Source organism: Nocardia sp. NPDC003979, from assembly GCF_053605015.1.
Genome location: NZ_JBSGIJ010000024.1, coordinates 55,139 through 78,081, shown reverse-complemented (window position 1 = coordinate 78,081; position 22,943 = coordinate 55,139). Strand labels below are relative to the sequence as shown.

Here is a 22,943-nt window from a genome sequence, read left to right as displayed (position 1 = left end):
ATGCAACTTCGAGGGCTAGCTCTACCAGGTGCGCGGCATCTAGGGCTTCGCCGCTTCGCGGCGGACCCTCCTCGAGGTCGGGTCGTGCGGGGCTGGGAGTGCGGTCATGGCGGACTCGGGGAATCCCATTCGAGTTGCGGTTGTGGCTCGCCATAAACTCCCCTCGTGGCTGTCTACTCCGCTGACCTGGACCTTGCTCTTCGATTGGCCGACGAGGCCGACGCCATCTCCAAGGAGCGCTTCGGCGCCGTGGACCTGAAGGTCGACTCGAAACCGGATCTCACACCTGTCTCTGATGCCGACCTCGCGGTGGAGCAGGTGATCCGTCGGGTGCTGAGTGCCGAACGCCCGGATGATGCCGTTCTCGGTGAGGAGTTCGGCGGTGATGCCGAGTTCACCGGCAGGCAGTGGGTGGTTGATCCGATCGACGGGACCAAGAACTTTGTTCGTGGCGTTCCTGTGTGGGCCAGCCTGATCGCCCTGCTCGAGGACGGTGTTCCGGTGGTCGGGGTGGTCAGCGCCCCGGCACTCGGTCGGCGCTGGTGGGCGGCGGCGGGGTCGGGGGCGTGGGCTCAGGTTCATCCCGGTGCTCCGAAACCCATCACGGTGTCGGCGGTGGGCGAGCTGGATTCGGCGAGCTTGGCGTTCTCCTCGCTGTCGGGCTGGCACGAACGCGGGCTGCGGGAGAAGTTCATCGACCTCACCGACGAGGTGTGGCGGGTCCGGGGGTACGGCGACTTCTTCAACTATTGCCTGGTGGCCGAGGGGGCGGTGGATATCGCCGCCGAACCGGAGGTCTCGCTGTGGGACTTGGCGGCACTCGACATCCTGGTCCGCGAGGCGGGCGGCACGTTCACCTCCCTGGACGGGCGCCCGGGCCCGCACGGCGGCGACGCGGTGGCGACCAATGGCCCCCTGCACTCCGAGGTCCTTGCCCGTTTGCGGGCGTGAGGGCCAGTTATCCACATGTGAGCGGATCCCGGTCACGGCCGTGATCGGGGTCGGCGGAGGGGCTGCGGTCCCGGCGCTCGCTCGTAGGATGGCCCGGTGAGCAATTCCGGCGCCACAGCCCCCGACGACTTCCCTCCGGAAGACTTCCCGCCCGACGACCCCTACTCGTCGGGCGGCGGTTACGTCTCCGAACACGATTTCGACGACAGCGGCGGCTTCCACTTCGACGACCTCGCCCCCGCCACCCCTGGCCGGGCGGCGGCCCCCGCACGCGGTGAGACGGCCGACGAGGTCTTACGCCGGGTCTTCGGCTACGACAGCTTCCGTGGCGACCAGGCCGCCATCGTCGAACAGGTCATCGGCGGCGGTGACGCACTCGTCCTGATGCCGACCGGCGGCGGCAAATCCCTGTGCTACCAGGTGCCCTCGCTGGTCCGCCCGGGTGTCGGTGTCGTCGTCTCACCGCTGATCGCGCTCATGCAGGACCAGGTCGACGCGCTGAGTGCACTCGGGGTGCGGGCCGGGTTCCTCAACTCCACCCAGTCGCCCGATCAGCGCCGCACGGTGGAGGCGCAGTTCGTGACGGGCGAGCTTGACCTGCTGTATCTGGCGCCGGAACGCCTGCGCCTGGAATCCACACTGCGACTGCTCGATCGCGGCACGGTCGCCCTGTTCGCCATCGACGAGGCGCACTGCGTGTCGCAGTGGGGCCACGATTTCCGGCCGGACTATCTCGCGCTGTCGCTGCTGCACGAACGCTGGCCCGATGTGCCGCGCATCGCGCTCACCGCCACCGCCACGGCGAAGACCGCCGCCGAGATCGTCGAACGACTCGATCTGGGTGAGGCGAAGCAGTTCGTCGCCAGCTTCGACCGGCCCAATATCCAGTACCGGATCGAGGGCAAGAACCGCCCCGACCGGCAGCTGCTCGAGTTCATCCGCACCGAGCATCCCGGCGACGCGGGCATCGTCTACTGCCTCTCGCGCAATTCGGTGGAGAAGACCGCCGCCATGCTCAACGAGAACGGTGTGCGGGCGGTGCCGTACCACGCGGGTCTGGACAACCGTGTGCGCGCGGAGAACCAGGCTCGGTTCCTGCGCGAGGACGGACTGGTCGTGGTGGCGACCATCGCCTTCGGCATGGGCATCGACAAACCCGACGTGCGGTTCGTCGCCCACCTCGACCTGCCGAAGTCGGTGGAGGGCTACTACCAGGAGACAGGCCGCGCGGGCCGCGACGGACTGCCGTCGACGGCGTGGATGGTCTACGGGCTGGCCGATGTGGTGCAGCAGCGCAAGATGATCGACTCGAGCGAAGGCGACGCCGCCCACCGCAGGCAACTGCAACTGCACCTGGACGCCATGCTCGCCCTGTGCGAGACGGTCAATTGCCGACGCGCGCAACTGCTGAACTATTTCGGTCAACAGCCCACCGGACAGGGCTGCGGCAACTGCGATGTGTGCCTGAACCCACCCGAAACCTGGGACGGCACCGTCCCCGCGCAGAAACTGCTCTCCACGGTGCTGCGTCTCAAACGTGAACGGGGACAAGCCTTCGGTGCCGGTCACCTCGTCGACATCCTCCTCGGCAAGACCAACCCGAAGATCACCCAGCACCGCCACAACGAGCTCACCGTGTTCGGTATCGGCACCGACCTGCGCGACACCGAGTGGCGCGGGGTGGTCCGTCAGCTGCTGGCCGGCGGTTTCCTTGCGGTACAGGGCGAATACGGCGTCCTCGCCCTCACCGACGCGGGCAACGAGGTGCTCTTCGAGGGCCGCAAGGTGGCGTTGCGTCGCGAACCCGAACGCCCCACCCGGCCCGCGCGCGCACCCAAGGCGGCCAAGGCCGCGGCCGATCTGCCCGCCGCCGATGTGCCACTGTTCGAACGCCTCCGGGCCTGGCGCGCGGCCACCGCCAAGGAACAGGGTGTGCCCGCCTACGTGGTGTTCCACGACGCGACCCTGCGCGAGATCGCGGCCCGCAAACCCGGCGACCTCGCCGCGCTCGGCACCGTCGCCGGGGTCGGCGAGAACAAACTGGCCCGGTACGGGGAAGGGGTGCTGGCCACGCTGGCGGGCGACTAGCGGGAAGGGAACTCGCGACGGATCAGGGGGTGCCGCGTTAGTGTCGATTCATGGCCAATGGTGAAGGCTCCGAGTCGGAGACGTCGGGTGGGTCGAGCTCGGGTGGCGCGGATGCCCCCGCGCCGATGCCGCATCGGCATATCGACCCGGCGGTCGCACCGTCCTTGCTCGGCGGCCACCGCCCGGTGCACCGGGGCAGACCGCGCTGGTCGACGGTGGCGCTCGTCCTCGTCTTCGCGTCCGCGCTCGCCCTCTATCTGCTGTTGCGTCCGGGTGGCTGACCGGCGGCGACCGTAATGTTTGTGATGGCGCGGACCAGCACCGCCCACCACACCCTTGTGAATTCCGGTAGCCGCCCGTCATAGCCCTTCCTGCGCCGCCTTCCACGGCGCACCGTTGGCCTCCTCGACCGATCGAACGGTGATCGGTCCGCGCAAGGAGGCGACGGCCATGGTCTGGACCAAGTGGGCGATCCGAGGGGTGTGCACGGCCCTCACCGCAACCGGATTCGTCTGTGCCGCAGCACAATCGGTGTCGGCGGAACCAGCGGTGGTCACTGTGATCCAGGATCTGCGCCGGATCGTCGCGCCCACCGTGCCGGGTACGTACGGCGGCGACACCGCGGTGGTCATCCTCGGGTACGGACTCACCCCGGAGGGCACCATGCGCGAAGAACTGCTGCGCCGGTTGCGGACCGGCTACGTGCAGGCGGTGTTCGCACCGTGGTCGCCGATCATCGTCACCGGCGGCAACCCGCAGGCGGGTCGCAGCGAGGCCGACGCCATGGCGAGCTGGCTCGAGGACGCGGGTATCGACCCCGCTCGCATCCTGCGCGAGCCACACGCCGACTCCACCATCGGCAATGCCGACCACACCGCCGCCCTGATGAGCGAGCACAACCTCACCTCGGCCGTGCTCGTCACCTCCGCCGATCACGTCACCCGGGCGCGAGCCGCCTTCGACGCGGCCGGGGTCACGGTGGTCGGCGAACTGACACCCGACACCGCCCCCTGGCCCCACCTACCGCTGAGCATCGACCAGTTCGGCCCCATGCTGCCCGCGGACTAGCCGACGGTGCGGCCCACTGTGATCGCACACAGTATTCCGCGACTGTGCCGACGCCCGCCACGACCTGGGCCGATCGTAGGGGCACGGACTCCGAGTCCTCTCCCGCAACTTCGAGGTGACACCAGATGCAGCTCCACCTGTCCGACCGCGACATCCTCGCCGAGCTCGAATCGACGGCCGAGGACAACCTCAACGACCACCTGGCCAAGGCCAAGGACTGGAACCCGCACGACTACGTGCCGTGGGACGAGGGTCGCAACTTCGCCGCCATGGGTGGAATCGATTGGGAACCGGGGCAATCCAGGCTCAGTGAGGTGGCGCGGGCGGCCATGATCACCAATCTGCTCACCGAGGACAACCTGCCCTCTTACCACCGTGAACTGGCCGACACCTTCGGCCTCGACAATGCCTGGGGCACCTGGGTCGGGCGCTGGACGGCCGAGGAGAACCGGCACGGCATCGTCATGCGCGATTACCTCGTGGTGACCCGCGCGGTCGACCCGGTCGCCCTGGAACAGGCACGGATGGCGCACATGACCGCCGGTATCGCCAAGCCGGAGAAGGGTTCCCAGTTCCTGCGCGGCGTCGCTTACGTCACCTTCCAGGAGCTGGCCACCCGCATCAGCCACCGCAATACCGGCACCCTGTGCGGCGATCCGATCGCCGACCGGATGCTCGCGCGCATCGCCGCCGACGAGAACCTGCACATGATCTTCTACCGCAAGCTGTGCGGCGCCGCCCTCGACCTCACCCCCGACGCCGCCATGGCCGCGATCACCGATGTCATCCTGCGTTTCCAGATGCCAGGCCTGAACCAGCCCAACTTCCGCCGCAACGCGGTCCTGCTCGCCAAGCACGGCGTCTACGACCTGCGCCAGCACCTCGACACCGTGCTGAAGCCGGTGCTGCGCACCTGGCGGATCTTCGAACGCTCCGACTTCGGCCCCGAGGGCGAACGCGCCCGCGACGAACTGCACGCCTATCTCACCGATCTCGAGGTCAAGGCCAGCCGCTTCGAGGAACAACGCGACCGCGCACTGGCCAGGGCCGCCGCCCGCGCCTGATCCGGCCATGGAATAAACCGCTGGCGCCGTCACTTACAGTTGACCGTTATGAAGGAGAAAGGCCGGAAGGTCATCGCGACCAACCGCAAGGCCCGGCACAACTACACGATCCTCGACACCTACGAGGCGGGGATCGCGCTGGTCGGCACCGAGGTGAAGAGCTTGCGTGAGGGCAAGGCCTCGCTCGTCGACGCCTTCGCGACGGTCGACAACGGCGAAGTGTGGCTGCGTGGCCTGCACATCCCGGAGTTCAGTCACGGCACCTGGACCAACCACGCGCCCCGGCGTAACCGCAAGCTGCTGCTGCACAAGCGTGAGATCGAGCACCTGGTCGGCAAGTCCCGCGAGGGCAACCAGACGCTGGTGCCGCTGTCGATGTACTTCTCCGACGGCAAGGTGAAGGTGGAGCTGGCTCTGGCCAAGGGTAAGCAGGACTACGACAAGCGCCAGGATCTGGCTCGCCGCCAGGCCGAGCGTGAGGTCACCCGCGAGATCGGTCGGCGGGTCAAAGGCATGCGTTGATCTCCGTCGTCCTCGCCCTGATCGCGGCGGCGGGTTACGGAGTCAGCGACTTCTTCGGCGGCATCTCGGCCCGCAGAGTCACCGCTCTGCGGGTCGTCGTCGTCTCGTATCCGTGGTCGGTGCTGCTGGTCCTGCTGATCGCACCGCTGGTCGGCGGGCATCCCGACACGGCATCGATGCTGTGGGGGCTGGCCGCCGGTGTGGCGAGCGGGCTCGCGGTGTGGTGGTTCTACGCCGCGCTGGCCGACGGGCCGATGGCGGTGGTTTCCCCGGTCACGGCGGTATTGGTGGCCGGTATTCCGGTGGTCGGGGGCTTCTTCCTCGGTGAGCGCCCGGGCCCGGCAGCGATCGCCGGTATCGCGCTCGCGCTCGTCGCGGTCGTACTAGTGAGCCGTGAGGCACCGGACGAGACCACCGAGGAGATCATCGGCGGACGGCAACTGCGCTTCTCCCGTCGCGTCGCCCTGCTGACCGTCGGTTCCGGCGCCGCGTTCGGATTCGCCTTCTTCTTCCTGCACGAAACCGACCCCGCCGCCGGGCTGTGGCCGCTGCTCGGCCAGCGCGGCGCCGCGACGGCGGTGGTGTGGATCTGCGCTCTGGCCGCCGGTCAGTTCGCCGGTCTGCACGGTGAACCGCTGCGGTTGGCGTTGTGGATCGGCGTGCTCGACGTGATCGCCAACGCCGCCCTGCTCTACGCCTTCCACGGGGCGATGCTGTCGGTGGTCAGCGTGATCGGTTCGCTGTACCCGGCGGCGACCGTGTTGCTGGCGATGGTTCTGCTCGGCGAACGAATCAGTCGCACCCAGAAATTCGGGCTGGTACTCGCGCTCGCGGCGGTCGCGATGATCGCCGCGGGCTGAGATCTACAACCGGGTGCAGGGTTCGTGCAGTCCGAGCCTGGCCAGTGTCGAACCCTGGTAGCCGACCGCGATCGGCCGCGCACCCATCGGCGCGCTGTCGTCGGGCTGGAACACCACGGTCCACTCCTTGCTCAGATCGGGCGCGTCCGCACCGACCGGATGGATGGCGACGATGCCTTCCCCGTCGGGTTTCAGCCCCTCGGCGGCCCGCCGCAGCCCCTCCCGGGTGAGCTCGCCGCGCTCCGCCGCCTCCGTGAGCAATGCCCTGAGCGGGTAGGAGATGGCCCAGCCGAGCGAATAACCGAAGTTGGACGGTTCGTGATCGGTCGCCTCGCGTGCCTTCCGCGCGCCGACACTGTCGCCCGCCCAGCTGTCGACGGGAGTCATGTAGTTGTAGCGGGCGGCGAGCGCCGGGGCGGCGGCGGTCTGGTGCAGGGCGGCGTTCCAGGTGGGCAGCGAACCGAGGAACCGGCCGGTGAACCCCGCACGCACCAGCTTGCCCACGATTTCGGCCGTTTCGGCAGGGCCGGTGGCCAGCATCACCAGATCGGGGTTGGCGGCGAGCACCTCCTGCACCGGCCCGTCCTGGTTGCCCACCTCGCCGTTGGGTCCGGTGTCGATGCGGTCGGCGATGGTCGCGCCGTTCGCGAGCGCCCACTTCAGCGCGCCGCTGGCGTAGTCGCCGCCGTAGTTGCCCCGGTAGGACACCACCGCAATATTCGTCGGCGCGTAGTGGTTCTCGGCGAACCAGTCCAGGCCCATCACCGCTTCGGTGCAGTAGGAGTAGCCCGCGCTGAGCACCAGGTTCCGGTCGGCGCTGCGGTAGTTCCAGCCCGACCACTGGGTGGCGGCGGTGCTCACCATGTTGTCGGCGTCCATCTGGTTGAGCATCGCGATGGTCTGCGAGGTGCCGAAACTCATCGCGAGGGCGAGCACATTCGGTTCGATCTCGGCGTAGCCGGCACGATGCCTGCCCGGGTCGAGAGAGGTGTTGCGGCTGTGGGTGGTGATGTCGACGTCGTAGCCACCGATCCCACCCGACTCGTTGACCTGGTTCCAGAACGCGAGCTGACCCTCGTTCATCGACGAACCGAGCGCCGAGAACGGGCCGTCGGCCAGGTCCGAGAGCACTCCGAGGTACAGGCAGCCGCGATCGGGGTGCGCGGAACCCGGGCAGGGTTGACTGCTCACGCCGGGAGCCTGTTCCGACTCACCGGCCGAACACGCCGCGACGAGCACCAGTCCGGCAACAGCCGGAATCACCGCGACCCGGCGCAGCCCACGCCGACGGGGGAATGCCATCAATCAACTCCTTGGTCCAGCCGCCCAGGCGATCTCGCTTCTCCCGGTTCGACCGATCGAGAACGATACTCGCCCCCACCGACTGTGCCGGACCAATTGGCCGGTTCGCTACCGGGTCACCACGACGCCACCCCGCGCTGGCAGAAATAAGGGGAAGAAACCGGGAAGCACGGGTGTTAATATGACTAGCCCGCACGGTGCGGGCACGTACGGGGCTGAACGGTTTCGACTGCGTACGTTGATTCAGGGGAAGCGTGTCGGTGCAGGCAAGAGACCACCGTAAGCGTCGTTGCAACCAATTAAGCGCCGATTCCAATCAGCGCGACTACGCTCTCGCTGCCTAAGTAGCGAAGCGTGTCTGTCAGTCCGGGTTCGTCCCTCGACCCGGGTACTGGCATCAGCTAGAGGGAATCACCGTCCAGGTCGGTCGCGGATCTGGGCGGGACATCCAACAGCGACTGGGATCGTCATCCGAGCTTGTTCGCGAGACCCGGAGATCCGAGTAGAGACATAGCGAACTGCACACGGAGAAGCCCTGAAGACGCGGCGGAGGACCCGGGTTCGATTCCCGGCAGCTCCACTGAAGAGCCCCTCACCTGACACGCAGGTGAGGGGCTTTTTCATGGGATCAGCCGCCCGCGCGGCGGCGGAACGTGCGCTTTCCACCCGCGGCCGCGGACGTACCGCGGAGCTTGGCTTCGTTCTGGGCGGCGCCGGCCACGGAGGCGTTGCCGTTCTTGCGTTCGAGGGCTTCGCGGAACTTGCGTTTGGTCGCCTCGGTGGGTGACTCGGTCGGGTTTTCGTCTTCGGACATGGGGTAAGCCTGCCATCTGTGTGAGGGCGTTGTTACCAGCTCGGTACGATCCAGCCAGGCGGGGGCCGGGCAGGAGGGACGCGGGCGTGATCGAGGTATGGGGTGCGCGGGTCGCGGTGCGGTACGCGAACGGGCGCTTGGTGACGACGCCGCTGCGGGCCGACAACGAGATCGCCCTCGACGTGGGTGTGGCCGAACTCGCGCGGATCGCGTTGGCGACCACCGAGGACGGGCAGATGGCGTTGCTGCTGTTCTTCCGGTCGGCGGAGTTCGTGGTCGGTGGTGAAGCGACGCAACGGCATCCGGTTCCGGTGTTCCTGGAGACGGGGTTGCGTGAGCAGGCCCAGGTGCTGGTTCGCGCGGTCGAACGCGATCTCGTCGGTCTGCGCCGGGTGTTCCCGCCACGTCCGAGTCTTGTTCCGCCGCGCCCGCTTCTCGGCCCGAACGGCCCGCGACGACCCGATGTCGGTGCGGCGGCGGCCCGCATGCGGCACGCGGGCAACTGCGCCCGCGAGATCGATACCTTGCACGCCGCCGCCCGGCCGGACGAGTACGTCCTGGAGCTGGCGCAGGCCGGGCACGAGGGCGCGCCGGGCCTGCTCGTGATCACCACCCTGCGGTTGCTGTTCGTTTCCGCGTGGGCGATGTACGAGTTCCCGGTGTCCGTACTCACCGGCGCCTCGGTGCGGTCGGGCGCGGAAAACATGGTGACGCTGCGGATTTCGGGTGCGGGCACCGATCTGGACTTCCACGACTGGACCACAACCGACTTCGAGCGGATGGCCGAGGCGATCCGCCTGGCCTGCGAGATCGAGCACGTCGACGGATCGATCGCGCCGTCGCTGCCGTCCTCGGCCGACCTGTTCGGCGAGTGGCAACTGCTGGTGGAGCGACGCAAACTCGGAATGGTCGCCGACGAACCGTTTCGCCGTCAGGCGGTCGGGATCATGCTGACCATGCCGGGCTGAACACCGGCGCCCCCGCGTGCAGCGCCACCCGTCGCCAGGGACTCGACGGACGGAGGTGCAGACCCGCGATCATCCGGCGCCGTTCCGCCACTTGGCTTTTCGCGGCCGACAGATCCTGCGTGGCGGCCCAGAAGATGGCTCCGGTGAGGAAGCCGTCGCCGAACTGACGCCAGTTGCGATAGTGCTGACGCGCCCGGTCGAGCCCGGTGAGCATGTGCTCGAAGGCCTCGTCCTCGGTGAGATACCCGGCGGTGCACGAGGCACGGGCGATGAACACCAGCCGCGCCAGATCCCAGGCGGTGGCGTCGTTCTGCAGCGGTGCGGGCAGGTTGTCGGTGATGCCGAGTTTGATGGCCTGCAACCAGGCGTCGTAGTCCCGGTCGATACCGGCCGGACCCCGGTAGCCACGGAAACCCGAGAGCGTGTGCAGGAATTCGCGGTGCTCGTCGGCCAGCCCCGAACGGTCGACCCGCCCGGTGTCGGTGGCCGCGGCGACGGCGAGCGGGTGGACGAGTTCGAACAGCGGCGCGTGCATGCCCGCCAGCAGCCTGCGGATGGTGTCGCGCGCGTCCTCGGCGTGGTCGACGCCCCACGATTCGTGCAGACCCTCGATCGCGGTCTCGCGGCGTGTGGCCGAACTGCCGGGCTCCTCCGGCAGGAAGGCGACACTGTCGCAGTAGGCGCCCCAGCTTCGCCCGTAGTAGGCGCCGACGGCCAGCGCGCGGATCCGGTCGTCGTCGAGCGCCGCGCCCGACCACACATCGGGTTCGGGGTCGATATCCGCGCCGGGAAACCCCGCCACGCGCGGTCGCCCGTGCACTGAGCCTGCCGATTGCATCCAGCCACCCCTCCGCCGAGCCGAACGTTGTGTTGCCAGATCTTACGGACGGGCGGCCGCCGGCGGAACCGAGTGTGTCGGTGGGCGGTACTACCGTCGGGGGATGGGCTACCGGGAACGTCGGTCACGGGTCGATCGCGCGGTGGTCTGGCAACGCACCGGCGGGGGCGCGGGCCAGGCCGGCGTGTTCCCCGACGGCTGCATGGACTTGATCTGGACCGAGGGCACCCTGATGGTGGCGGGCCCGGACAGCCGTGTCGCACGGGTGCGTGCCGGTGCCGCCGAATTCGTCGGCGTCCGGTTCGCCCCGGGTGCCGCACCGGCTGTGCTCGGCGTGCCCGCCGTGGAACTGCTCGACCAGCGCGTCGAACTCGACACGATCGTGCCCGCCGCCACCGCCCGCGCACTGCTCGATCGGGTCGACAACTCGCCCGACCGCGTTGTGGCTCTCGAATCCGTCGCCGTCGACCTCGCGGCGGCAGCACCCTCACCGGACCCGCTGCTCACCGGCATCGCCGAGGCCATGGCCGCGGGCGAATCGGTCGCCCACACCGCTGCCCGCGCGGGACTGTCGGCACGCATGCTGCACCGCCGTTCGCTCGCGGCATTCGGTTACGGCCCCAAGATGTTGGCGAGGATTCTCCGATTTCAACGCGCACTGGAAACCATCCGCGCGGGCACTCCGGCCGCCGAGGTGGCGGCCATGCACGGCTACGCCGACCAGGCGCATCTGTCCCGGGACGTCCGTGACCTGGGCGGATGCACGGTGCGCAGCCTGCAGCCCGGCTGAGGGTGCCCGGAAAGTCTCATTCGGCTCAACTGCGATACGAAGTTATGCTCACAGTGCACGCCCCGTCGCATGTGCCAGGCCCAGTCCGAACCACGACGAGAGGATGTGACCCGATGATCGACGAATCCGTGTTCACCACGCTGCGTATCGAGGCCGAACGAGACGAAGTACGCCGACTTGTCGTCGGCGCCGTCGTCGTGCGCCACGACCGGGTACTCATCCTGCGCCGCCGACGATCCGACTTCCTCAGCGGACGGTGGGAGTTGCCGAGCGGCGTCGTAGAGCACGGCGAGGCACTCGACGACGCCCTCGCCCGTGAGGTCGCCGAGGAGACGGGCCTCGAGGTCACCGGCATCACCGACTACCTGGGCGACTTCGACTATCTGTCCGGCAACGGTGCGCGCACCAGACAGTTCACCTTCGTCGTCGACGTCGCCACCACCGGACCCGTGCAACTCACCGAGCACGATGCCCACCTGTGGACCAAGCTGGACGGCGAACCGCCGGTCAGCGACGAGGTCCGCGAGGTGCTCGGCCGGTACCGGCGGCGCCTGCGCGACCCGCACGGCTGGTCGACCTATCCGCTGGGCAACGGCGCGTAGAGGTCGACACCGTGCCCGTCGGGGTCGGCGAGCACGGCGTAGCGCTGGCCCCAGAAGGCGTCCCACGGCGCGAGTTCACCGTGGTATCCGGCGCCGACCAGTTCCTTGTACAGCGAGTCGACCTCGGCCGGATCGGCGCAGCGGAACGCGAGGCTGCTCCGGCCGGGGCCGCTGGGCGGTTGCCAACCGGGGGTGAACGAGGCGACCGTCGCCTCGGTGTCCAGCAGCAGCCGCATCCCACCGGACAGGTGAGCCTCGGCGTGCCCCTCGGTCTCACATCCCTCGGGGAAGTGCAGGCCGAGCGCACGGTAGAAGGCCACCGAGGCGGCCATGTCGGACACGATGATCGAGATGGCGTCGAGCTGAGGAGTCATGTCCGGCAGCGTATTCGGCGCGAAGGCCGGTCGTCTTGAACGAATCGGACATCAGCGCGCGGGCACGGGCACCAGTTCGGCGATGAGGTTGCCGATCAGGATCTGCAGGTGATCGCGGATCCCGCGCACGACCTCGATCGGTTGCCCGGCCGGATCCGACAGCACCCAGTCGCGATAGCTGATGCCGGGGAAATACGGGCACACCTCGCCACAACCCATGGTCACCACCACGTCGGACAGCCCGACGACATCGTCGGTGAGCGGCTTGGGCCGTTCGCCGGAGATGTCGATACCGATCTCGGCCATCGCCGCCACCGCGACGGGATTCAGTTCGTCGGCGGGCTCGCTGCCCGCGGTGCGGACCTCGATGCGATCGCCGGCCATGGCGCGCAGGAAGCCCGCCGCCATCTGTGATCGGCCCGCATTGTGGACGCAGACGAACAACACGCAGGGTGTGTGGGCCATGGTCGCCCTTTCGGTGCAGGGGCGAAGTGCTTGTGGCGCTTCGGATATCACCGCCATCATCGCATCAACCCGTGCGTGTGTGGGAGCGGCTACGGTGTTGTCCTGCGGTGTCCGCCTCAGTCGAGCGAACCGAGAACCCGGTTCACGTAGTCGTTCGCGAACACCCCGGTGGGGTCGAGGCGTTTGCGCACGTCCGCGAACCGATCCCAGTCGGGGTAGCGTCCGCGTAGCGTCTCGGCGGTCTGGAAATGGTGTTTGCCCCAGTGCGGACGACCGTCGAACCGGTCGAAGACCGCTTCGCAGGCGCGCAGGTACGGTTCCCATTCCATGCCCTGGTACTGGTGCACCGCGATGTAGCAGGTGTCGCGTCCGCTCGCGGGGGAGAGGAAGGCGTCGTCGGGCGCCACCCAGCGCACCTCGATCGGCATGGGAGTACCGAATTTCTTTGCCAGCGTGATCATCTCGCGAACCGCCTCGGCCGCGTGCGCGCGCGGGACCGCGTATTCCATCTCGTTGAACCGCACCAGGCGCGGTGTGGCGAACACGCGGTAGGAGCGGTCGCGCTGACGGTTGTTGCTGCCCGCGACGGTGGCCACACGATGGATCAGCGGAACGGTCGAGGGAACGCGGCGACCGACCCGGCACAGGCCGTCGTAGAGATAGTTGGACAGCAGGATGTCGTTGATCCACTCGCTCAGCGCACCCCGCGGCTGCTCGGGCTCGTCCGTGCGGTTGAGCGCTTTGGTCATCACCACGGAGCTGTGTGCGAAGGCGAAGAACTCGAAATGGTCGTTCCCGTCGACGAATTCGTCGAGATCGGCGAGGACGTCGGCCAGCGGCAGCGGCCGTTCCACGCCTTCGAGCACGAACGACGGCTCGAGCTGCAGGGTCGCCTCGGTGACGATGCCGAGCGCGCCGATGCTCACCCGCGCCGCGCGCCAGCCCTCGGGATCGGTCTCCTCGTTCAGTTCCACCACGCTGCCGTCGGCGCACAGCACCTGCACCGAGTGCAGCGCCGCGGAGATGTTGCGCAGTCGCGCGCCGGTGCCGTGGGTCGCGGTGGCGGTGGCGCCCGCGACGGTCTGGGTGTCGATGTCGCCCAGATTGGGGAAGGCGAGTCCGTGCTCGTGCAGCAGGGGGCTCGCCGCGTTCAGCGTCAGCCCTGCCTGCACGCGCGCGCGGCCGGTCGAGGTGTCGACGTCGAGCACCTTGTTCATGGCACCGAGGTCGACGAGGGTGCCGTCGGTGAGCACGGCGTCGGTGAACGAGTGGCCCGAACCGGCGACACGCACCGTCCGGCCCCGCGCCGCGGATTCGGTGACGATCCCGGCGAGTTCATCGACGTCACGCGGCGTCGCGACGACGGCGGGTGCGCAGCGCTGCTCGCCAGCCCAGTTCACCCAGGTGTTCTTGGTCATGTGTCCAACTGTAGAGGACCAAGTGTGACCCGCGCTACTGAGGGAACGAAAATCAGCGGCGACGACCCAGGCAGGCGGCCGATTTGGCCTGCTCCACCTCGGTGTCGGTGAGCGGCGGGGCGAGCAGCGGCCTGCGCGGCACGGCGTCGGTGCGCACGCCGTTCAGTGCCACGGCCATGTATCGCTGCCACACGTCGGGATTGACCGGTGCGGCGAACTCCATGAACGAGTTGACCATGTGGATCAGCGCGAAGAAGTCGGTGGTGGTGATGTCGGGATGCACCGCGCCCGCGTCGCGCGCCCGGTCGACGATGGCCGCCACCGACGGGCGGATCCGCTCACGCATCTCGGCGAACCGGGTCGGGTCCTCTTCGAGTTCGAGCACCACCTCGCCGAAGCCGCGGTTGGTCGCCAGGTGCTTGCAGGCGTGTTCGAAGAACTCGACGAGTGCCAACCACGGGTCCGGATTGCGGGTCGCCGCGTCGGCCGCGTCGGCGAACTCGACCATGTTCTGCTCGAACACCTCGACGATGAGTGCCCGCTTGTTGGCGAAGCGGCGGTAGACCGTGCCGACGCCGACGCCCGCGCGCTCGGCCACGTCGTCGAGGGTGATTTCCAGGCCGTGTTCGGCGAAGAGTTCCCTGGCTGCGACCACGATGCGTTGCTGATTGCGGGCGGCATCGGCGCGCAGCCTGCGGGGTGCTGCGGCAGTCGTCGTGGCGTGATTCACAGGTGCATCCTACTCATTGCCGGATTAAGTGGAGGTGGTTTCTCCGTTACTCTGGTAGCTTCGACTGAAGCGGAGGGTGTATCTCCGATTATGCCACCGAAACTACCGACCTAGACCTGCAAGGGGAGTCATGACCACCACACTCGACAAGGGGACGAGTCCCGCGTCCGGTGCGGACACCGGGAACCGGCGAGGCTCACACGCGTTGCGCTGGTGGGTGCTCGCTGTCCTCGGTATCGCGCAGCTGATGGTCGTGCTCGATGCGACGATCGTGAACATCGCGCTGCCTGCCGCCCAGGCCGACCTCGGCTTCGGCGACGCCGACCGCCAATGGGTCATCACCGGCTACGCACTGGCCTTCGGCAGCTTGCTGCTGCTCGGCGGCCGCCTCAGCGACCTGTTCGGCCGCCGCAACACCTTCATCGTCGGCCTGGTCGGCTTCGCGGTCGCCTCCGCCATCGGCGGCGCGGCCAACAGCTTCGAGATGCTGGTCGCCGCCCGCGTCGGCCAGGGCGTGTTCGGCGCGCTGCTCGCGCCCGCCGCGCTCTCGCTGCTGACCGTCACCTTCACCGAACCCGGTGAACGCGCGAAGGCGTTCGGCATCTTCGGTGCCGTCGCCGGTGCCGGTGGCGCGATCGGCCTGCTGCTCGGCGGCGCGCTCACCGAGTGGGCGTCGTGGCGCTGGGCGATGTATGTGAACCTGATCTTCGCCGCCGTCGCGCTGGTGGGTGCGGTGCTGTTGCTGGCCAAGCACGTGAACGCCGCATCGCGGCCCAAGCTCGACTGGCCCGGCACCATCACCGTCACCGCGGCGCTGTTCGGCATCGTCTACGGCTTCTCGCACGCCGAATCCCACGGCTGGAGCGACCCGACCACGCTGGCCTTCCTGATCGGCGGCGCCGTGCTGCTCGCGGTGTTCGTCTGGATCGAGACCCGCGTCGCGCACCCGCTGCTGCCGCTGCGCATCGTCACCGACCGCACCCGTGCCGGTTCCTACCTGACCGTGTTCATCATGGGCATCGGCATGTTCGCGATCTTCCTGTTCCTGACGTACTACATGCAGCTGTCGCTGCAGTACTCGCCGATCATGACCGGTGTGGCGTTCATGCCGATGGTGTTCGGCATGGTCGCCTCCTCCACCACCGCGCCCTCGTTGCTGCTGCCCAAGGTCGGGCCGAAGGTCGTCATCAGCGGCGGCTTCCTGGTCGCCGCGGCCGGCATGGTGTGGCTCACCTTCATCGGTCTCGACAGCAGCTATGTCACCCACATCCTGCCCGCGCTCGTCCTGCTCGGCTTGGGCCTCGGTGGCGCCATGTCGGTGGCGTTCCAGGGTTCGACGGCAGGCGTGCAGCACGACGACGCCGGTGTCGCCTCGGCGATGGTGAACACCAGCCAGCAGGTCGGCGGTTCCATCGGCACCGCGCTGCTCAGCACGATCGCGGCCTCGGCGATGACCGACTACGTGTCCGCGCACGAGCCCGGTCCACTGACCATGGCCCAGGGCGCGATCGAGAGCTACACCACCAGCTTCTGGTGGGCGGCGGCCACTTTCGTGCTCGGCGCGATCGTGATCGGTGTGCTCATGCCGAACAAGGTGCCCGCGCCCGCCGAGGGCGAGATGGTGCTCGCGCACTGATCCACCTGTCGTAAACCGATGGCCCGGACCGAGACTCGGTCCGGGCCATCGGCGTTCGCGCGAGGTGGCTGCTGGGGGTTTGCCGGACACGCACCGCGCGCTAGTTTGTCGGGGGTACTCGATACCATGAGCAACGACCACCGTCGGACTAGCAGGGGAGGGCAGTGCATGGCATCGCGGCCCCCGGCGCTCGACCCGGCCGTCCTCGCGGCGATCTCGGTGGGCGGTGGTCTCGGGGCCACGGCCAGATACGGTGTGGGCCAGTGGTGGCCGGTGCGTCCTGGGCAATTTCCGTGGTCGACGCTGACCGTCAATGTGGTCGGCTGCTTCGCCCTCGGGGTGCTGATGGTCGTTGTCACCGAGTTCTGGTCCGCGCCGATGCTGGTTCGCCCGTTCCTCGGGATCGGCGTGCTCGGCGGGTTCACTACTTTCTCCACCTTCGGCCTCGAGCTTCGTACACTGATCGACACCGGTTCGCCGGGCACGGCCGTGGCCTATCTCGGTCTCTCGGTCCTCGCGGGCCTCGGCGCGATGGCGCTCGCCATGATCGGGACCCGCTGGGCGGCAGGCAGCGTGGGACAGAGCACGTGAATCCGACGACGGAAGGGGGCCATCCGATGGTCGCGATGTGGGCTCCCACGGCGGGAGGCGGGCGATGACCGCGGCACTCGTGTTCGCGGGTGGAATGCTCGGCGCCCCCGCGCGTTACCTCGTCGATCGGGCGGTCTCGGCGCGGTTCCCGGCCGGGCTGCCGTGGGGGACGTTGACGGTTAACATTGTCGGTTCGGCGTTGCTCGGGGGCCTGATCGGCGCGAGCGCGGGCAGTACTCTGCTGGCGTTCGCGGGAATCGGTTTCTGTGGTGCGCTGACCACGTTCAGCACATTCGGTTACGAGACCATACGTCTGGTGACCGAGGGCGCCTACGTGTATGCCCTGGGCAACGTCGCGATCAGTGTCGCGGCGAGCTTGGCCTCGGTGTATGCCGCCGCGTCCCTGACCAACTGGTTGTGCGCATGATCCTCATGACCAGCCGCGCCCAGCCGACACGGAAGGGAACACCCACCATGGCCCACGATCGCGCCGGACGGCCCGCCCGCCCGACCGACCTGGTGGATATCGCTCACCTGGTCACCGCGTACTACAGCCGCGTGCCCGATCCGGCCGAACCGAGCCAGCAGGTGGTCTTCGGCACCTCGGGTCATCGCGGGTCCAGCGAGGACAGCGCGTTCAACGAGGCGCACATCATGGCCATCACCCAGGCGATCGTCGAGTACCGCGCCACCCGCGACATCACCGGTCCGGTGTACCTGGCGCGCGACACCCACGCCCTGTCCGAACCGGCCTGGACCACCGCGCTCGAGGTCCTCGCTGGCAACGACGTCACCGCCGTGATCGACGCGCGCGGCCGCTACACCCCGACGCCCGCGCTGAGTCATGCTGTGCTGCGCCACAATCAGGGCGGAACCAAGCACCAGGCCGACGGCATCGTGGTGACCCCCTCGCACAATCCGCCGCGCGACGGCGGCTTCAAATACAACCCGCCGCACGGCGGTCCCGCCGACACCAAGGCCACCGACGCCATCGCCGCGCGCGCCAACGAACTGCTGCGCGGCGGCCTGGCCGAGGTGAAGCGGGTGTCGCTGGAACAGGCGATGAAGACCCATGTGCAGCGCTACGACTATCTCGACCACTACGTCGCCGACCTGCCGAACGCACTGAACCTGGACGCGATTCGCGGCGCGGGCATCCGCATGGGCGCCGACCCGATGGGCGGGGCGAGCGTGGACTACTGGGAGGAGATCGGGCAGCGCTTCGATCTCGAACTCGAGGTGGTCAACCCGTTCGTCGACCCCACCTGGCGTTTCATGACCCTCGACAGCGACGGCAAGATCAGGATGGATCCGTCCTCACGCCACGCCATGGCCGGATTGGTCGGCATCAAGGACGACTACGACATTTCCACCGGCAACGACGCCGACGCCGACCGCCACGGCATCGTCACTCCCGACGGCGGCCTGATGAACCCCAACCACTTCCTCGCGGTCGCGATCGAATACCTCGTCGCCAACCGGATGTGGTGGGACGCGCTCACCAAGGTCGGCAAGACGGTCGTCACGTCCTCGATGGTGGACCGGGTGGTCGGTGTGCTCGGGCGCGATGTGTACGAGGTGCCGGTCGGGTTCAAGTGGTTCGTCCCCGGATTGTTCAGTGGCAGTTTGGCTTTCGGTGGTGAGGAGAGCGCGGGCGCGTCGTTCCTGCGGATGGACGGCACCGTGTGGACCACCGACAAGGACGGCATTCTGCTGGCGCTGCTGGCCGCCGAGATCGCGGCCGTCACGGGTCAGACCCCCTCGGCTCGTTACGGCGAGCTCGAACGTCAGCACGGTAGCCCCGCCTACGCGCGCATCGACGCCGTCGCCACCAGCGAGCAGAAGGCCAAGCTCGCGCGGCTCAGCGCCGACGCCATCACCGGCACCGAGATCGCCGGCGAGGAGATCACCGGCATCCTCACCACCGCGCGTGGTAACGGCGCTCCGCTCGGCGGGCTCAAGGTGACCACCGAGAACGCCTGGTTCGCCGCCCGCCCGTCGGGCACCGAGGACAAGTACAAGATCTACGCCGAATCCTTCCTCGGTTCCGAGCATCTGACCCAGGTGCAGGCTGCCGCCGAAGAGATGGTGAATCAGGCGCTGACCGAGTGAGTACCGCGACAAAGGTTCGACTACCCGCCGAAATCTGGGTGCTGATCGCGGCGGCGTTCGTGATCGCGCTCGGCTTCGGGCTGGTGGCGCCGGTGCTGCCGCAGTACGCCCGCGAGTTCGGGGTCGGTATCGCGGCAGCGTCGGCGATCGTGAGCGCCTTCGCCTTGATGCGCTTGCTGTTCGCCCCTGCCAGCGGGCGCCTGGTGCAGAAGCTCGGCGAGCGACGGGTGTATCTGGCGGGCATCCTCATCGTCGCGGTGTCGACCGGTGCGTGCGCGTTGGCGCAGACGTATTGGCAACTGCTGGTGTTGCGGTCGCTCGGCGGGATCGGGTCGACGATGTTCACGGTCTCGTCGATGGCGTTGATCATCCGGGTCTCGCCGCCTGCCGCGCGCGGCCGGGTGTCCGGTGTGTATTCGACGAGTTTCCTGATCGGTTCGCTGGTCGGTCCGCTGGTCGGTGGTGCGCTGGCCGGGCTCGGTTTGCGGGCCCCGTTCGTCATCTACGCGCTGGCCCTGCTCGTCGTGTGCGTGATCGTGTTCGCCGGTTTGCGTGAGTCACCGGTCCTGAAGGACGACAGTGCGACGACCACACCGGAACTGACCTTCCGGCAGGGCTGGTCGGAGCCCGCGTATCGCGCGGTGCTGCTGTCGAGTTTCGCCGGCGGTGTCGCGGTGTTCGGTGTGCGGATGGCGTTCGTCCCGCTGCTGGTGGTGGAGACCCTGCGGCAGGAACCGGGCATGGCCGGTGTCGCGCTCACCGTGTTCGCGGCGGGCAACGGTGCGGTGCTGTTCGCCTCGGGTCGACTATCCGACCGGCTCGGCCGCAAACCGTTCCTGATCCTCGGCTCGGCGATCTGCGCGGTCGGCACCGGCGCGCTCGGTTTCGCGCCGTCGTTGCCGTGGTTTCTGCTCGCCTCGTTCGTCGCGGGCATCGGTTCCGGCATGTTCAGCCCGGTGCAGCAGGCGGCGCTCGCCGATGTGCTCGGCAGCCGGGCGCGCGGCGGGCCGGTCCTCGCGGCCTTCCAGATGGCGGCCGACCTGGGCGCGGTCCTCGGCCCCATCGTCATCGGTGAGGTCGCCGACCGCACGTCGTTCGGGGTCGGCATGGCGGTGACCGGGGCGGTGCTCGCGGTGTCGGCGACGGTGTGGCTGTTCACTCCCGAGCCGTCGCGGATCGTGCATCCCGAGGACCCGCAGCACCCCGACCACGCCGGCGACGGCCTCGACCCGCAATGCACCTGCGACGGTCCCGACGGGTCACCCGTCGTGCGTGACGGCATGGTTCCCGCGAACCGTCGTCCGGTCGACACGGAGAAATAGCTGGCAGAGCCGATATCGGCGTGCCCGGCGGCGCGCCGATATCAGCTCGAGGCAGAGTGGACGGGTGAGCACAGCCGGTTCTTCGCACAAACCACGTCCCGTGTCGAGCAACACCACCTACGCGCTGGGCGCGGTGGCCCTCGTCGTGATCGGGCTGATCGTGTTCGCCGTCTACAAGTGGAGCGCCGAACCACCAGCCGTCCGCAACGACGGTTACGGCGCTGTGCGCGAGGCGGCGGTGCAGGTCACCACCACGCCCGAAGGGGTGATCCGGCTCGGCCGCCCCGACGCCGCGAAAACCATCGACATCTTCGAAGACCCGCTGTGCCCCGCGTGCGGGGTGATGGAGACCAGCTACGGCCAGGAACTCGCCCAGAAGATCGACGAGGGCAAGCTCGCCGTGAACTACCACCTCGTCGCGTTCCTCGACGACCAGTCCAAGAGCAAGGACTACTCCACCCGCGCCATCGCGGCCAATCTCTGTGTCGCCCAAACAGGTTCGGGCCCCACCTACGGCAAGTTCCACAAGGCCCTGTTCGTCGACCGACAGCCCGAAGAAGGCGCCGAGGACCTGAGCAACCCCGCCCTGGCCACCCTCGCCACCGAATCCGGCGCCCCCGAATCCGTCGCCGCCTGCATCACCCACGCCACCCAGCGCGACGCCGCCGCGGCCGCCGCGAAATCGGCCCTCGCCGACCTCGACGCCCGCACCGGCAACAAATCCGCCACCCCCACCATCTACGACGGAACAACCACCGTCGACTGGCGCGACGAAAACTGGGTCACCAGCCTCGCCCCCTGACCCACGTGAGGTTGCGCACATCCTAGACCCCCTCCGCGCCGCCCGCCCACCTCCCTGGGCCCCGAACTCACTCCTGAATCGCCCCGCTTTCGCCATCTACCAGCCGATTTGTTCTCCCGGAGAACCATGGTGTAACTTCATTCAGGCAGCAGCGAGAGCGGCTGAAACAACAGAACACGGGGCTATGGCGCAGCTGGTAGCGCACCACACTGGCAGTGTGGGGGTCAGGGGTTCGAGTCCCCTTAGCTCCACAGAAATAACAGGTAAGGCCCGGTCAATGACCGGGCCTTACCTGTTTTTGTCGTGACTCCGGAACTCCAGACCACTTGTCGACGAGTTCCGCCGTGCTCATCCGGCGAGGAAGCGCAGCAGTTCGGAGATGACGAACTGAGGGTTCTCCTCGATGAGCCAGTGGCCCGCGTTCGGCACATCCACTGCCCGCACGATATTGGTCATCCGTGGGGCCGCGGTCGTCCGGACGGACTCGAGCTGGCCCTGGGCGGTCATGAGCAGCGTGGGGACCTGTGTCGGTGTTGCTGCCACGGCATCGCGGACGTCCTGGTCGAGAGCGCGGTAGAGCTCGAAGCCACCTGCCAGTTGTTCGGGTCGGCTGTAAGTCCTTGCGTACTCGTCGATCTCGGCGTCGGTGAACGGGGATCGGTCCGAGGTGCCACCGAAGGCTGATCCGCCGAAGGAGACCTGCGGATAGAACAGCGCCAGATATTCGCGGACGTCGTCGACGACTGCCTCGGGGACCCGCCGCTGGGAATGGAAGGCGATATGCCAGCTCATCGACCGGTATGTGGCCGCATCGATCGCGGGCCCGGGTAGCGGCAGGTCGAGGTAGCCGAGACGTGCGGTGTCGGCGGGGAACTGGGTGGCGTACTGGAATGCCACCGCGGCGCCGAAATCGTGCCCGATGACGCGGGCGTCACGCACCCCGAGCCGATCGGCGATCAGCGTGTGCACGTACCGAGCCAGGGTGGCTTTGTCGTAGCCGCTCGGTGAGCCGGTGCTGTCGCCCAGCCCGGGCAGGTCGACGGCGTAGACAGTATGGTTCTCGGCCAGCTCCGGCATGATCGGCCACCAGCCGAACCAGGTTTGCGGCCAACCATGTATCAGCACCACCGGTGTGCCGCTGCCACCGGTCACATAGTGCATCCGCACCCCGTCGATTTCGGCGAACTCGTGCCGGAAGGTCTTGTCGAATTCCGGATCGTTGTGGGTGGCAAGGGCGTATGGGGGAATGTCGGCGGAGGACGGCGTGGTGCACGCGGCGGCGCCGACCGTGAGCAGCAGAGCCAGCGTGCCGGTCACCATCGCGTATACGGCTCGGCGGAAGCGGTGCGGTGACGGCCGGATTGTGGTGATCATGTGTTCCTGTCCAGGGAAGTCGGCGGACGCCGAGAGCGGGGCGCGGCGGCGTGGGCACGCCGAATTCGGCGCTCCCGGTCCTGTTCCAGGAGGTGACCGCACGGGTGGCGCTCATCGAGACTCCTTTGATCGGGACACTCTCAGTGTTTCCGGATCGCACACGATCTGGCACGTAAACTTGCTGTTCCAGCAAAATGAACTCGTGGAACGAAAGCGAGAAATGCAGCCGCTGAGGCTATTTCGGCCGGAGGC

At 68.1% G+C, this 22,943-nt stretch carries 24 protein-coding genes, 1 tRNA gene and 1 other RNA gene; 18 read left to right on the top strand and 8 right to left on the bottom strand.

The window, feature by feature from the left end; genetic code table 11:
• The first annotated feature begins 165 nt into the window (after positions 1 to 165).
• The 7 genes from hisN (at position 166) to ACWEVR_RS30420 (ending at position 6,553) form a co-directional block, all read left to right on the top strand.
• Positions 166 to 951, top strand: a complete 786-nt coding sequence (hisN, locus tag ACWEVR_RS30450; RefSeq protein WP_452469752.1) for a histidinol-phosphatase — start codon at positions 166 to 168, stop codon at positions 949 to 951.
• 96 nt (positions 952 to 1,047) lie between these two features.
• Positions 1,048 to 3,039, top strand: coding sequence for a DNA helicase RecQ (gene recQ, locus ACWEVR_RS30445; protein ID WP_452469751.1), 1,992 nt, complete (start codon positions 1,048 to 1,050; stop codon positions 3,037 to 3,039).
• A 50-nt stretch (positions 3,040 to 3,089) separates the two neighbouring features.
• Positions 3,090 to 3,320: a hypothetical protein gene (locus ACWEVR_RS30440; RefSeq protein ID WP_452469750.1), complete on the top strand. Its 231-nt coding sequence runs from the start codon at positions 3,090 to 3,092 to the stop codon at positions 3,318 to 3,320.
• Positions 3,321 to 3,489: 169 nt separating this feature from the next.
• Positions 3,490 to 4,107: a YdcF family protein gene (locus ACWEVR_RS30435; RefSeq protein ID WP_452469749.1), complete on the top strand. Its 618-nt coding sequence runs from the start codon at positions 3,490 to 3,492 to the stop codon at positions 4,105 to 4,107.
• Positions 4,108 to 4,232: 125 nt separating this feature from the next.
• The gene (locus tag ACWEVR_RS30430; protein WP_452469748.1) at positions 4,233 to 5,171 is read left to right on the top strand and encodes an acyl-ACP desaturase; all 939 of its coding nucleotides are present in this window, start codon (positions 4,233 to 4,235) and stop codon (positions 5,169 to 5,171) included.
• Between the two features lie 48 nt (positions 5,172 to 5,219).
• On the top strand, positions 5,220 to 5,693 hold the full coding sequence (smpB, locus tag ACWEVR_RS30425; RefSeq protein WP_067491767.1) for an SsrA-binding protein SmpB: 474 nt from the start codon (positions 5,220 to 5,222) through the stop codon (positions 5,691 to 5,693).
• Positions 5,690 to 6,553, top strand: coding sequence for an EamA family transporter (locus ACWEVR_RS30420; protein WP_452469747.1), 864 nt, complete (start codon positions 5,690 to 5,692; stop codon positions 6,551 to 6,553). The genes smpB and ACWEVR_RS30420 overlap by 4 nt, the downstream gene beginning before the upstream one ends.
• Before the next feature lie 3 nt (positions 6,554 to 6,556).
• On the opposite strand, the gene ACWEVR_RS30415 is transcribed toward ACWEVR_RS30420, so the two are convergent.
• Positions 6,557 to 7,855 (bottom strand): ABC transporter substrate-binding protein, encoded by a 1,299-nt coding sequence (locus tag ACWEVR_RS30415; protein WP_452469746.1) that lies wholly within the window; start codon positions 7,853 to 7,855, stop codon positions 6,557 to 6,559.
• Positions 7,856 to 8,066: 211 nt separating this feature from the next.
• Here ACWEVR_RS30415 and ssrA point away from each other — a divergent pair.
• Positions 8,067 to 8,438, top strand: a transfer-messenger RNA (tmRNA) gene (gene ssrA, locus ACWEVR_RS30410).
• A 45-nt stretch (positions 8,439 to 8,483) separates the two neighbouring features.
• Here ssrA and ACWEVR_RS30405 read toward each other — a convergent pair.
• The gene (locus ACWEVR_RS30405) at positions 8,484 to 8,669 is read right to left on the bottom strand and encodes a DUF5302 domain-containing protein (RefSeq protein WP_067491771.1); all 186 of its coding nucleotides are present in this window, start codon (positions 8,667 to 8,669) and stop codon (positions 8,484 to 8,486) included.
• Positions 8,670 to 8,755: 86 nt separating this feature from the next.
• On the opposite strand from ACWEVR_RS30405, the gene ACWEVR_RS30400 reads away from it, so the two are divergent.
• Positions 8,756 to 9,637, top strand: a complete 882-nt coding sequence (locus ACWEVR_RS30400; RefSeq protein WP_452469745.1) for a hypothetical protein — start codon at positions 8,756 to 8,758, stop codon at positions 9,635 to 9,637.
• Here the strand turns inward: ACWEVR_RS30400 and ACWEVR_RS30395 are convergent.
• Positions 9,615 to 10,439, bottom strand: coding sequence for a DUF1266 domain-containing protein (locus ACWEVR_RS30395; protein ID WP_067637175.1), 825 nt, complete (start codon positions 10,437 to 10,439; stop codon positions 9,615 to 9,617). The two genes, ACWEVR_RS30400 and ACWEVR_RS30395, sit on opposite strands and share 23 nt — an antisense overlap.
• A gap of 139 nt (positions 10,440 to 10,578) precedes the next feature.
• On the opposite strand from ACWEVR_RS30395, the gene ACWEVR_RS30390 reads away from it, so the two are divergent.
• Positions 10,579 to 11,265: a helix-turn-helix domain-containing protein gene (locus ACWEVR_RS30390; RefSeq protein ID WP_452469744.1), complete on the top strand. Its 687-nt coding sequence runs from the start codon at positions 10,579 to 10,581 to the stop codon at positions 11,263 to 11,265.
• A gap of 113 nt (positions 11,266 to 11,378) precedes the next feature.
• Positions 11,379 to 11,867 carry an NUDIX hydrolase gene (locus ACWEVR_RS30385; RefSeq protein ID WP_357152527.1) on the top strand — a complete coding sequence of 163 codons (489 nt, stop codon included), beginning with the start codon at positions 11,379 to 11,381 and terminating at the stop codon, positions 11,865 to 11,867.
• On the opposite strand, the gene ACWEVR_RS30380 is transcribed toward ACWEVR_RS30385, so the two are convergent.
• The 4 genes from ACWEVR_RS30380 to ACWEVR_RS30365 form a co-directional block, all read right to left on the bottom strand.
• Positions 11,843 to 12,241: a VOC family protein gene (locus tag ACWEVR_RS30380; protein WP_452469743.1), complete on the bottom strand. Its 399-nt coding sequence runs from the start codon at positions 12,239 to 12,241 to the stop codon at positions 11,843 to 11,845. The genes ACWEVR_RS30385 and ACWEVR_RS30380 overlap by 25 nt on opposite strands.
• Positions 12,242 to 12,292: 51 nt before the next feature.
• Positions 12,293 to 12,706, bottom strand: coding sequence for an arsenate reductase ArsC (locus tag ACWEVR_RS30375; RefSeq protein WP_067491782.1), 414 nt, complete (start codon positions 12,704 to 12,706; stop codon positions 12,293 to 12,295).
• A 116-nt stretch (positions 12,707 to 12,822) separates the two neighbouring features.
• On the bottom strand, positions 12,823 to 14,124 hold the full coding sequence (locus ACWEVR_RS30370; protein WP_452469742.1) for a D-arabinono-1,4-lactone oxidase: 1,302 nt from the start codon (positions 14,122 to 14,124) through the stop codon (positions 12,823 to 12,825).
• Positions 14,125 to 14,176: 52 nt separating this feature from the next.
• Positions 14,177 to 14,854 carry a TetR/AcrR family transcriptional regulator gene (locus tag ACWEVR_RS30365; RefSeq protein WP_452469741.1) on the bottom strand — a complete coding sequence of 226 codons (678 nt, stop codon included), beginning with the start codon at positions 14,852 to 14,854 and terminating at the stop codon, positions 14,177 to 14,179.
• 130 nt (positions 14,855 to 14,984) lie between these two features.
• On the opposite strand from ACWEVR_RS30365, the gene ACWEVR_RS30360 reads away from it, so the two are divergent.
• The 7 genes from ACWEVR_RS30360 (at position 14,985) to ACWEVR_RS30330 (ending at position 21,568) form a co-directional block, all read left to right on the top strand.
• The gene (locus tag ACWEVR_RS30360; protein WP_067637163.1) at positions 14,985 to 16,490 is read left to right on the top strand and encodes an MFS transporter; all 1,506 of its coding nucleotides are present in this window, start codon (positions 14,985 to 14,987) and stop codon (positions 16,488 to 16,490) included.
• Between the two features lie 168 nt (positions 16,491 to 16,658).
• On the top strand, positions 16,659 to 17,081 hold the full coding sequence (crcB, locus tag ACWEVR_RS30355; protein ID WP_452469740.1) for a fluoride efflux transporter CrcB: 423 nt from the start codon (positions 16,659 to 16,661) through the stop codon (positions 17,079 to 17,081).
• Between the two features lie 64 nt (positions 17,082 to 17,145).
• On the top strand, positions 17,146 to 17,508 hold the full coding sequence (locus ACWEVR_RS30350; RefSeq protein WP_067491792.1) for a fluoride efflux transporter FluC: 363 nt from the start codon (positions 17,146 to 17,148) through the stop codon (positions 17,506 to 17,508).
• Positions 17,509 to 17,555: 47 nt separating this feature from the next.
• Positions 17,556 to 19,193: a phosphoglucomutase (alpha-D-glucose-1,6-bisphosphate-dependent) gene (pgm, locus tag ACWEVR_RS30345; RefSeq protein ID WP_452469739.1), complete on the top strand. Its 1,638-nt coding sequence runs from the start codon at positions 17,556 to 17,558 to the stop codon at positions 19,191 to 19,193.
• The gene (locus tag ACWEVR_RS30340) at positions 19,190 to 20,515 is read left to right on the top strand and encodes an MFS transporter (RefSeq protein ID WP_452469738.1); all 1,326 of its coding nucleotides are present in this window, start codon (positions 19,190 to 19,192) and stop codon (positions 20,513 to 20,515) included. The genes pgm and ACWEVR_RS30340 overlap by 4 nt, the downstream gene beginning before the upstream one ends.
• 64 nt (positions 20,516 to 20,579) lie before the next feature.
• The gene (locus tag ACWEVR_RS30335; protein ID WP_452469737.1) at positions 20,580 to 21,317 is read left to right on the top strand and encodes a DsbA family protein; all 738 of its coding nucleotides are present in this window, start codon (positions 20,580 to 20,582) and stop codon (positions 21,315 to 21,317) included.
• A gap of 178 nt (positions 21,318 to 21,495) precedes the next feature.
• Positions 21,496 to 21,568 (top strand) — tRNA-Ala (locus ACWEVR_RS30330).
• A gap of 97 nt (positions 21,569 to 21,665) precedes the next feature.
• Here ACWEVR_RS30330 and ACWEVR_RS30325 read toward each other — a convergent pair.
• A complete protein-coding gene (locus ACWEVR_RS30325) occupies positions 21,666 to 22,691 on the bottom strand; it encodes an alpha/beta fold hydrolase (RefSeq protein WP_452469736.1) in 1,026 nt (341 codons plus the stop codon).
• Positions 22,692 to 22,943: the final 252 nt, after the last annotated feature.